The 9,699-nt window shown below is 69.6% G+C and carries 9 protein-coding genes; 2 read left to right on the top strand and 7 right to left on the bottom strand.

All coding sequences use genetic code 11. From position 1 onward, the window contains the following. Positions 1-435: 435 nt before the first annotated feature. From HNV26_RS35590 to gstA, 3 genes are all read right to left on the bottom strand, one after another. On the bottom strand, positions 436-1,521 hold the full coding sequence (locus tag HNV26_RS35590; RefSeq protein ID WP_253817357.1) for an excinuclease ABC subunit UvrC: 1,086 nt from the start codon (positions 1,519-1,521) through the stop codon (positions 436-438). Between the two features lie 204 nt (positions 1,522-1,725). Next, positions 1,726-2,085, bottom strand: coding sequence for a VOC family protein (locus tag HNV26_RS35585; RefSeq protein WP_090492103.1), 360 nt, complete (start codon positions 2,083-2,085; stop codon positions 1,726-1,728). After that, positions 2,082-2,690, bottom strand: a complete 609-nt coding sequence (gene gstA / locus HNV26_RS35580) for a glutathione transferase GstA (protein WP_171445392.1) — start codon at positions 2,688-2,690, stop codon at positions 2,082-2,084. The genes HNV26_RS35585 and gstA overlap by 4 nt, the downstream gene beginning before the upstream one ends. Before the next feature lie 206 nt (positions 2,691-2,896). Between gstA and HNV26_RS35575 the strand changes: the two genes are divergently transcribed. Continuing rightward, entirely contained in the window at positions 2,897-3,757 is an 861-nt protein-coding gene (locus HNV26_RS35575) for a hypothetical protein (protein WP_216613046.1), read from the top strand. A gap of 39 nt (positions 3,758-3,796) precedes the next feature. Here HNV26_RS35575 and HNV26_RS35570 read toward each other — a convergent pair whose 3' ends face one another. The 4 genes from HNV26_RS35570 to HNV26_RS35555 all read right to left on the bottom strand — a co-directional run bounded on the left by HNV26_RS35570 (position 3,797) and on the right by HNV26_RS35555 (position 8,550). Beyond that, on the bottom strand, positions 3,797-4,171 hold the full coding sequence (locus HNV26_RS35570; RefSeq protein ID WP_171445394.1) for a hypothetical protein: 375 nt from the start codon (positions 4,169-4,171) through the stop codon (positions 3,797-3,799). A gap of 253 nt (positions 4,172-4,424) precedes the next feature. Next, a complete protein-coding gene (locus HNV26_RS35565) occupies positions 4,425-6,119 on the bottom strand; it encodes a sensor histidine kinase (RefSeq protein ID WP_171452989.1) in 1,695 nt (564 codons plus the stop codon). A 6-nt stretch (positions 6,120-6,125) separates the two neighbouring features. Next, positions 6,126-7,385: a hypothetical protein gene (locus HNV26_RS35560; protein ID WP_171452988.1), complete on the bottom strand. Its 1,260-nt coding sequence runs from the start codon at positions 7,383-7,385 to the stop codon at positions 6,126-6,128. A gap of 94 nt (positions 7,386-7,479) precedes the next feature. Continuing rightward, positions 7,480-8,550, bottom strand: a complete 1,071-nt coding sequence (locus HNV26_RS35555) for a hypothetical protein (RefSeq protein WP_171444756.1) — start codon at positions 8,548-8,550, stop codon at positions 7,480-7,482. A gap of 230 nt (positions 8,551-8,780) precedes the next feature. On the opposite strand from HNV26_RS35555, the gene HNV26_RS35550 reads away from it, so the two are divergent. Continuing rightward, on the top strand, positions 8,781-9,699 hold a 919-nt coding region (locus HNV26_RS35550), incomplete at its 3' end, for an adenylate/guanylate cyclase domain-containing protein (RefSeq protein WP_436410075.1).

The following is a 9,699-nucleotide window of genomic DNA, read 5'->3' as shown; positions in this document are numbered from 1 at the left end:
GGCAAGAGCAGAGAGGCGGGGCAGGGGTGGCGGGCTGAGGACTCGGCCAAGAGCTTCTGAGAGTCGTCTCGGAGAGTCTGCGCCGCGCGACGAAATCGAGAATACCGAGTAGCAGCGAGCCCTTTTTCGCTCTCTCGGTTAACAGGTTGCCCATTTCGGCATTCTGAAAGAGGGAAATGGCGTAACCCTGGAAGGTGCGACATCGAAAGCCAGGGATTGTTAGAATCGGCTGCCTGCGGTGGTTAACAAAACTGTTAACCACTCTCGGCCTCTCTCTCCCCAATACGGGCGAAAGAGCGCTCCAGAGAGCCCAGTTGGCGGCGGAGAAGCGGGGGCATCTCGCTCTGCGGGTAGAGGGCCGAGAGGGCCCTCTTCAGCACCGCGAGCCAGAATCCCTTGTGATTCAGGAGCTTAAGCACGAAGGCCCCGCGATGTTCATCGCGAGGCCCGTGTAAAACAAAAAGGCCCTGCCAGTTGGTAGGGCCTTTCAATCAGCGCCTCGGGGTGCATGCGAAACCAGCGGGCGATGAGCATCACCTCCTGCGCTTCGTGTGCACGGAAGCCCAGCGTCTCCGGCTCGGGCCGCTCGAGGATTTCACGGGCCTTCGCCTCCAGCGCTTGCTGCTGCTCGAGCGTGACGGGCGCGGGCAGCTCCGCGCGCACGCTGCCCCGGCGCACCACGTAGACGCGGTCATCACCGCCATGGCCGGGCACCGTGTAGACGAAAGAGAGGTGTTTGAGCATCTGGCTCAGTTCCACCACCCAGCCGCGCATCAGCTCCAGCCGCTCGGCCCTGTCCCGCAGCTCCGCGGCGTATTCGAACTGGAGCCTGCGGGCCGCCAGCACCATGCGCTCACGCAGCACCGTCAGCGGCGTGTCGGACGTCCCTTCGAGGAAGGCGCGGGCCTGGGCGACGCGCGCGTCGTACTCCGCACGAGTACAGCCGCCGGCGCAGGGCGCCAGGCAGCGCGAGAGCTGCCCGCGCATGCACAACGGCTCCTGCTTCAGCGGGAAGAGCTGGCCCTGGTCCGCCAGTCGCATGGGCGTGTCCGCCGCGCAGTCGCGCAGCTCCAGCAAGTCACTCACCGCGCGCACCACTTCGGACATGGCGCTCCGTCCGTGGAAGGGCCCGTAGTAGTCGCCGCTCTCGCTGCTGGCGCGACTCACCACGCGCAGCCTGGGGACGGGCTCGCGCGTCAGATGGATGAAGCAGTGGCCCCGGTCCCGCTTGTGCTCCACGTTGTAGAGGGGGCGCTGTGACTTGATGAGGCGGAACTCGTGCAACAGCGCGGCGAACTCGCTGGGCGTGTACTCCCAGACGATGCGGTGCGCGTGGGCGATGATTTCCGCCGCCTTCTCGTGCGCTTCCGCGCGGAAGTACGACAAGAGCCGCGTGCGCACCCGCACGGACTTGCCCACGTAGAGCACTTCGTCCGAAGGCCCCAGCATCCGGTAGATGCCTGGGCGATTCTCGGCGTGCTCGCGCACGTGGGCGAAGAGGGCGGCGACGCGGGATTCCATGAGACGGGAGCGGAGGCCCGCACCGTAACCGGCGCGGACCGTCGCTTCCATGCCCCGGACCTGTCCGGCTCCTCTGTGCGCAGAAGCCGCTCGGGGAGGTGCCTGCCGGACGTCTCCTCTGGAGGGCAAGCGGCTCGACGCGCGGTGGCGCAGGGCGGCGGCCTCCAGTGAAGGCCGCGCGCCCTGGCCCGCGGAGAAGCGCGGCTACGCCGGCTCGATGAAGTTCAGCCGGTAGCCGTCCGGGTCGGTGACGATGAGCTCCCGGGTGTACCAGGGCTGAACCGTGGGGCCGTCCACGGCGGCGCCCAGGGCCTGGGCTCGCAGGAGCACCTCGTCCAGGCTGTGGGGCGCCTCGGCGCGGAGGCCGACGAGCACCCCCGTGCCGCGCCGGCCTTCCAGCTTCAGTTGCGGCGGCGGGGTGACCAGGTACACGTCCAGGGCCTCCGCCCACCGGAGGTGGACGAAGGGGGGCTCGGCGCTCACGCGCGTGAAGCCCAGCGCCTCATAGAAGGCCACCGAGCGCGCGCTGTCCGTGACGAGCAGCTTGACGAAGGCCGCCGTCACTTCGCGAGGCCTTCCGCCTTCAGGGCCTCCTGCACGGAGGGCCGGTCCGCCACGCGGGCGTGATAGGCGCGCAGCGCGGGGAAGGGCTCCAGGTCCACCTTGGTGTGCCCGGCCCAGTTGAGCGTCGTGAAGAGGTACGCGTCCGCCACGGTGAACTGGTCGCCCAGCAGGAACGCCTGCTTCGCCACCACCGCCTCCAGCACGCCCAGGCGCTGCGCGAGCCGCTCACGCGTCAGCCGCTTGACGTCATCCGGGAACGCCGGGTTGAACAGGGGGCTGAAGCCCTTGTGAATCTCGGTGGAGATGAAGTTGAGCATCTCCTGGAGGCGGTAGCGCTCCAGCGTGCCGTTGGCCGGGGCCAGCTTCTTGTCGGGGACTTGGTCGGCGAGGAACTGGACGATGGCGGGGCCCTCGGTCAGCAGGCTGCCGTCATCCAACTGGAGCGCCGGGACATAGCCCTTGGGGTTGATGGCGTGGAAGTCCTCGCCCGCCGCCGTCTTCTTGGCGCGGATGTCCACCTTCTCGGTGGTGAAGGAGAAGCCGCCCTCACGCAGGATGATGTGGGGCGACAGCGAACAAGCGCCAGGGGAGTAGAAGAGTTTCATGGCGCGGATTCCTGCACGACTCCATCGCCGTTCGCCATGAATTCGGATGCAGGTCGGGCTGCTCCCTGGGTCGGCCCAGCCCAGGTGACCCGCAGGCACTGCGAGTGATAGGGATTCATGACGGTCGGCACCGGTCCGGGGAGCCCGCCGACCGCGTCCCCTCAGCGCGCGCCCGGCCCCGCGGGCCTGTCCGGATACCTGAACCTATGCGTCTCAAGCGGTCTTTCCTGCTCCCCCTCGCGGTCCTGTCCCTGGGCGTGCTGCCGACGTGCTCGGATGAGGGTGACGAGAACCCTCCTGGCAATGACGCCGGCACCGATGCGGGCACCCACGCGGGAACGGATTCCGGCACGGACGCGGGCGACGACAACCCGGGGCCCAGCACCGAGCCCGGGACCTGTCCTTCCAACGCGCTGCTCTGCGAGTTGTTCGACAGCGGCAACGACCCCAACGGCTGGAGCGCCAGCGCGGAGAACGCCTCCCTCCAGGTGGACAGCACGCGGACGCGCAACGGCCCGGGCGCGCTGCACGTCCTCACCGAGGATGGACATGACGAGCGGCAGCGTCCTGGCAAGGCCATCGCGCAGTGGCAGAAGAGCATCCCGGCTTTCGAGACCCGGCTCTTCGTGCGCGCGCACGTCTACATGCGCTCGCTGCCGGGAGTGTTCGGGCAGATGGGCACCTTCTTCGTGCTGTCCAACTTCGGCGCGGACTTTGGTGGCTTCGAACTCCAGGTCATGCAGGACAGCGGCTTCGCGCTGGATGACTGGTCCTTCCGCGAAGGGCAGGGATGGAACCGCCAGCCCGAGCCCGTCCGGCTGGGCATGGAGGCGGGGCGCTGGGTGTGCCTGGAGTGGGAGGTCCGCCGCGACAGCCCGTCGAGCACGCACGGCAACACCCGCGTCTATGTGGACGGCACGCTGGCGCACGACTTCACCAACATTGGCATGCGCGCCTTCAACAACTTCTCCGTGGGCTACGGCTTCGTCCACCCGCTGGGCGCGTCCGGCTCCGAGACGTGGATTGACAACGTCGTGGTGAGCACGCAGCGCGTCGGGTGCGACTGATGGGCGAGTGAGGCAGGGCGCGGGCGGGAGCGGGCAGCCCTACACGCGGCGCTGCAAGTGGGGCACGGCCGAGGTGAGCAGGGCCTCGGGCGCCACCTGGCCCTGCGCGCCGACCAGCGCGGGGTAGACGTCGATGGGCGCCGCGCAGCCCACCACGAAGTCCGCGGCTTCGCGCAGCTTCGCCAGCGCGAAGTCCGTGCAGTGGATGGTGATGACGGGCAGGAGGCCGGGCTCGCTGAGCCACCTCACGCCGTCCGACAAGTCGTGGGCGCTCACGAAGCGTTGCACCGTGTCGCGCAGCTTGCGGTTCTCCTCCAACGCCGCCGCGAGCCCGCTGCGCCGGTCCTGCCGTGGCGCCGGGACGTAGGGCTCCGAGTCGTCCTCGCGCGGCATGATGATGCTCTCAATCCACATCGGAGCGCCTCCTGACGGAACGACCGCGCGGCCATGACGAGCAACCCACCCACGCCCGCTTGGACGCCGAACCGGGACGGCATATTGCACGTGTTCGGCGAACCCCGATTCACTGATGACGCCAAGTCCTTCCCGAAAGGCGTCAGGGTGTAAGAAATCGGAGGAAGGGCCGGGTGTCACCCCGTGGGCTGCGCCCCGCATGTGTCCACAAGTGGATGTCGTACCCGGCCCGCGGAGCGGGGTGGCGCCTGCCCTACCGTGGCAAATCCACCACGAAGGCGGCGCCGCCTCCGGGCGCTTCCTCCACGTGGACGCGACCGCCGTGCGCGTCGATGATTTGCCGGACGATGTGGAGCCCCAGCCCCAGGCCGCCGCGCCGCTGGGCGTTGTCGCCCTGGGTGAAGCGCTCGAAGACGCGATCCCGGTCCGCGGCGGGGATGCCCGGCCCGCTGTCCTGCACCACCAGCCGGCTCCTGTCGGGTGTGTGCGTCAGCGACACCTTCACCGGCTTGCCCGCGCCGTAGCGGAAGGCGTTGGTGAGCAGGTTGCTCACCACCTGCTCCATGCGCAGCCGGTCGAAGCGGCAGGGGGCCGGCGCGTCCACGTGCGAGTCCAGGCGCACGCCCGCCAGGCGGGCCTCCTCGGTGAAGCGGGAGACGACGTCCGACACCACACCTGCCAGGTCTCCGTCAGCGAACTGGAAGTCCAGCTTCCCCGTCTGGATGCGGCTGACGTCCAGCAGGTTGTCCACCAGCGCGCCCAGCCTGCGCAACTGGCGCTCCGTGTTGTCCAGCTTCCCGGCGACCTTGTCCGAGCCGAGCGTCGCGTCAGGTGTGGAGGCGCCCAGGCGCCGCAGCAGCTGCACCTGGAGGCGCAGGGACGTCAGGGGCGTGCGCAGCTCGTGGCTGGCCATGGAGAGGAAGTCGTCCCGTGTGCGCACCGCCTGTTGCAGCGCGGCCTCCGTCTCCTTCAGCGCGGTGATGTCCAGGATGGCCCCGCGCACCACCGCGACGTTGCCCATGGCATCGCGAATCACCGTCGCCCGGCTGGTGAGCCAGTGCCAGCTCCCGTCCGGCCAGCAGGTGCGGAAGGTGGACGTATAGGCGTCCACTTGCCGGGTGAAGAGCGCGGCGACCTGGGCCTCCACCTCCGCGCGGTCCTCCGGGTGGATGGAGGCGAGGAACTTCTCGTGCGTCCACTCCGCCTGGGGCTGTGCGTAGCCGTAGAGCCGGTCATGCGCTTCGGAGCGGAACACCTGGCCGGTGACGAGGTTCGTCTCCCAGACGGCCATCTGCGCGGAGTCGAGCGCCACCTGGAAGCGCTCGCCCAACTGGCGGAAGCGCTCCTCGGTGCGCGCCACTTCGTTCTCCGCGTGCTGGCGCTGGGTGATGTCCGTGGCCAGCACCCACGTCTCGTCACCCACCACGCGGACCGTCACCTCCAGCCAGGTCCGCGACGGCAGCTCCGCCAGGAAGCGGCCGCCCTCGCGCGTGGTCAGCGCCGTCATCAGCCGTTCGTGCAGCGCCGTGCCCGAAAGCTCGGGCCGCGCAAGCCAGGGCTCCTGGCCGCGCACCTGCTCGGCCGACACACCCAGCAGGGCAGCGGCGTGTGTGTTCAGCTCGCGGACGCGGCCGTGGGCGTCGAGCGCGAAGAAGGCCTCGCCCATCATCTCCTGCAGCACACACAAGCGGGCCTCGGCGGACAGGCCGACTTCGTCGGCGGCGTGAGCAGGCAGCTCGGTGGTGACTGCGAGGGGCGGCTCCGAGGGACGACCGGGCTCGGAAGACGGAGCGAGTCTCATGGGGGCCGGGAAGGTCTCCTGGCCATCCGGAGGCGTCAAGCCGGCCGGCGTGGCGCTCGCGGGGGCTCCTGGTGAGTCAGGAGGCTCACGGCGCCGGTCCCTGCGCCCCCGTTTCCGGCCCCCCCCAGGCCGCCCCGACTCGCCCATGCGCGCTCAGCCTCCGTTCGCTGCCGCCGTGGGGTCCACCAGGGGTTCAGGCATGACCCAGAGCGCCGTGGGCTGAAGATAGGCCGCGTCGAATGCGAAGAGAATGCCCGTCCAGCGGTCCCAGAAGAGGGCCCAGTTGTACTCAGTGGGTGGCGAGGTGAGCGGGTTGCCGTCGCGGTCCGGCTGGCTGTAGGCGAAGTCCGCGTACGTCCACGTCATCGTCCCGAAGTCCGTGGACAGCAGCGGGGTGATGGCGCGCAGCAGTTCGACGCGAGAGACTTCATCCGGGCGCTGGACGGCGGGGGAGAAGACAGGCTGGGCCATGTCGTGCTGCTCGCGCCAGGCGATGTAGTTGTTTCCCATGGCGATCAGCGCGTCGCGCGCGGCCGGCGTGGGCGCCAGTCGGGCCTCTTCGTACAGCGCGAAGGCCGCCACCAGCAGGCTCTTCCAGTGCATGCCGGGGAAGAGGGTGTCGAACTCGAACGGGCGCGGCGTGTCGAAGGCGTGCGCGAGCGCGTAGTCATAGGCCTGACGGGACTGGGTGGGCACCGCGTCCACCAGCGTGAACTCCGTGAGCACTCGCTCGGGCGTCACCACGCCAGCCCCCGCGCGCCAGTCCATGTAGAGGCGCCCCGAGCCGCCAATGTCCGTGAAGATGGCGAGGTTGCTCTCGTTCAGCGTGCGCTCCAGCGTGTCCACGATGCGCTCCGCCTTGTCGAGCGGGAGCACGCCTGGGGCGCTCGCGTAGAGCGCGGCGAAGCGCGCCGTGGTGGTGAGCAACGTGCGCGCGTCCAGCAGGGCCGCGCCATTGAGCGCCGTGGTGAGGGAGGCGAGCGACGCCGCCACGTCGAAGGGCAGGCCCGACAGCACCAGCTGCAGGCCCAGTTGCTGGACGGACTGGTGCAGGGTGCCCGTGAGGCCCACGCGCCCCAGCGCCTGCAGAAGCGACAGGGACGGCTGGCCGCGGGCGGCGCGGATGACGCTCCGGGCCAGTGACGCGCCGAGAAGGCCTTCGCCGCCGGTGCGAGAGGCATGCGGCGCGAAGACGAACCAGTTGGGCCGCACGGCGCTGGTGCCACCCGGGGTGAGGGTGGGGTCCAGCAGCCCGCCGACTTCATAGGCCAGTTCGATGTAGCCCGCGGTGATGCGGTTGTTGTCCTCCAGCGGCGTGGTTTGGGCGTGGGACATCGAGGCCAGCAGCACGCTCGCGACGAGCAGCGCGCGGGGCAGGCCCAGGGGGATGGGGCGGGATGGGGTGAGGTGCATGGGAGAGGGAAGTAGCCTCGCCCATGCGCCTTCCAATCCATTCCTCCATGCGCACGCGTCAAGCGTCCAACAGCAGACGCTCGCGCGGCTCACCTCACGGGCAGGGGCCGCAATCCTGTGCGCAACTGTCGTACCGGTTGGAGGTGCCACACTGCTCCGTGGCCTGACATACGCTGTCTCCACACACATTCACATTCGTGGGGGACAGCCGCGTGGTGACGGGGCGGTAGGTGACACCGCCGAGCGTGCACGTCTCGTAGTAGAGGCCGCTCGAGTCCAGCGCGCAGTGGGACGTGCAGGCGCCCACGTACACCATGGGTGCGCAGGGCACGAGCGTCTCCGTGCCATCATGGAGCAGGCCCGCGCAGGCGCGCGAGGTGCTCTCCTGGGGGCTCAGCGGAGCGCGCTCCGCGCCCACATGGACGCCTTCGGAGTTGAAGAGGTTGCCGAAGAAACACGACTCCTGCCGGGAATGTGTGGCGAGCTCCTGCGCCGTGTAGGGGATGACGGCGCCAGCGCCGTCCAGGCCGAGGATGGAGATGAGCAGCTCCTCTCCCAGCCGGTTGGCGTGGGCCGCCAGGCACGCGGAGACGACCTGCTGCTCGGCCAGCGTGGCCGGGCTTCCGCTGGCCCAGTCCGGCGCCAACCCCAGGCCGCCTTCCCACGAGTACGACTGCTCCAACGCGGGCTCTGTGTACGTTCGAGTCTGCCCCGCGGGCACGGCGCAGCGGACCACGTAGCGCATCGTCATGTCGGCCAGTGAGGGGTTGGCCTGGAACCAGGTGTTGAAGGCTTCCGACGACAGGCCATTGAAGGACAGCCCGTTGAATGACAGGCCGTTGAAGGACAGTCCATTGAATGACAGGCCATTGAAAGACAGCCCGTTGAGCGACTCCTGCGGCTGCGTCCGCGCGCTGGTCGGGGACGCGGCGTCTGGCGGAGGAGGCTCGCAGCCTGCAATGCCAAGCATCGTCAGGGCGAGCATCGGAAACGTCTTCGGAAGCAGTGTCTTTTTCATCGACTCCCCAGTGGGTCCAGGTCGCCGGCCGGCTCGCGGTGCAAGTGTCCGGGCGGGGCCACCCCGAGGAGTGCGGGCAGGGTGAAAGGTGGCCGGCGCGAAAAGTTGCACCAGGGATGCGTGCGGGCAACCCGTACCCACGGGCAATGTTTGCAGTCGCGGACAGTCGCGGCGTGCTGGAGGTGGGCACGGGGTTCACACCGGCGGTGCCTCCCGGGGCGAGGGTGCCGTGGCGTTGTGGACGCGTCCGCGCGCGAGCGTCTCGTGCCGGATGCTGTCTGTGTTGAGGCCCGGAGCATGCGCCCGTCACGCATGGGCGGTGTTCGTTCCGCGTGGTGTCATCGCTTCAGCGGGAACGGGCATCGCAGGAGCGCGCGATGGGTGATGTGTCCTCCAGAAGGCTGGCAGGCGCCGCGGCGGGCATGCTGAGGGCACTGCCCGGCCAGCAGTCCCAGCCGGCCGCCGCGACGCCTCCCGAGGGCTCCGTGGCGCTGGTCTTCACCGACGTCCAGGGCTCCACGCGGCTGTGGGAGCGTTGTGGCGCGGGCATGCGTGACGCGCTGGAGGTGCATGACCGCGTCCTGCGCTCCCTGCTGGTCGGCAGCACCGGCTACGAGGTGAAGACGCAGGGGGACTCCTTCATGATTGCGTTCCCCTCGGTGCTGGAGGCGCTGACGTGGTGCCTGGAGGCGCAGGACGTGCTGCTGCGCGCGCCCTGGCCGGTGGACATCCTCTCCCAGCCCGAGGCCGCCGAAGAGGTGGGGCCCGGAGGACTGTTGTTCCGGGGCCTGCGGGTCCGCATGGGCGTGCACGTGGGCGAGCCGGAGTGCCGCGTGGACGCGCGCTCCGGCCGGACGGACTACCTGGGCCGCATGGTGAACGTGGCGGCGCGCGTGGCGGCGGCGGGCCATGGAGGTCAGGTCCTGGTGAGTGGCGGCGCCTGGGCGCAGGCCGCGCAGGTGTTGGAGCCGCTGGGCCGGCCCGCGGTGCGTCCCCTGGGGGCGTTCCGATTGAAGGGCATCGATGACGCCGTGGCCCTGGTGGAGGTGCTGCCCTCGCACCTGTCGGAGCGGCGCTTCGGAGTCCCTCGTGCGCCGAGAGATCGCCAGGGGAACGTGCCCGTGCTCCAAGAGGGACTGGTGGGGCGAGGCCTCGAGCTCGGACAGCTCCGCCGCTGGCTCGCGGATGGCGCGCGGCTCGTCACGCTGCTGGGGCCGGGTGGCATGGGGAAGACCCGGCTGGCCACGTCCTTTGGCGCGCTGGAGCTGGAGTCGGGGGAATTGGCTGTCTCCTATA

It is taken from the genome of Myxococcus xanthus (assembly GCF_013116825.1).
Taxonomy (GTDB): domain Bacteria; phylum Myxococcota; class Myxococcia; order Myxococcales; family Myxococcaceae; genus Myxococcus; species Myxococcus xanthus_B.
The sequence above is the reverse complement of the archived record's forward strand: the minus strand, read 5'-3'. Positions and strand labels throughout refer to the sequence as shown.

What these genes read in the sequence shown, in the direction of transcription:
- HNV26_RS35590 (WP_253817357.1), bottom strand. Translation starts at nt 1,521, where the DNA reads ATGGAATCCCGCGTCGCCGCCCTCTTCGCCCACGTGCGCGAGCACGCC.
- gstA (WP_171445392.1), bottom strand. Translation starts at nt 2,690, where the DNA reads ATGAAACTCTTCTACTCCCCTGGCGCTTGTTCGCTGTCGCCCCACATC.
- HNV26_RS35575 (WP_216613046.1), top strand. Translation starts at nt 2,897, where the DNA reads ATGCGTCTCAAGCGGTCTTTCCTGCTCCCCCTCGCGGTCCTGTCCCTG.
- HNV26_RS35570 (WP_171445394.1), bottom strand. Translation starts at nt 4,171, where the DNA reads ATGTGGATTGAGAGCATCATCATGCCGCGCGAGGACGACTCGGAGCCC.
- HNV26_RS35565 (WP_171452989.1), bottom strand. Translation starts at nt 6,119, where the DNA reads ATGGGCGAGTCGGGGCGGCCTGGGGGGGGCCGGAAACGGGGGCGCAGG.
- HNV26_RS35560 (WP_171452988.1), bottom strand. Translation starts at nt 7,385, where the DNA reads ATGCACCTCACCCCATCCCGCCCCATCCCCCTGGGCCTGCCCCGCGCG.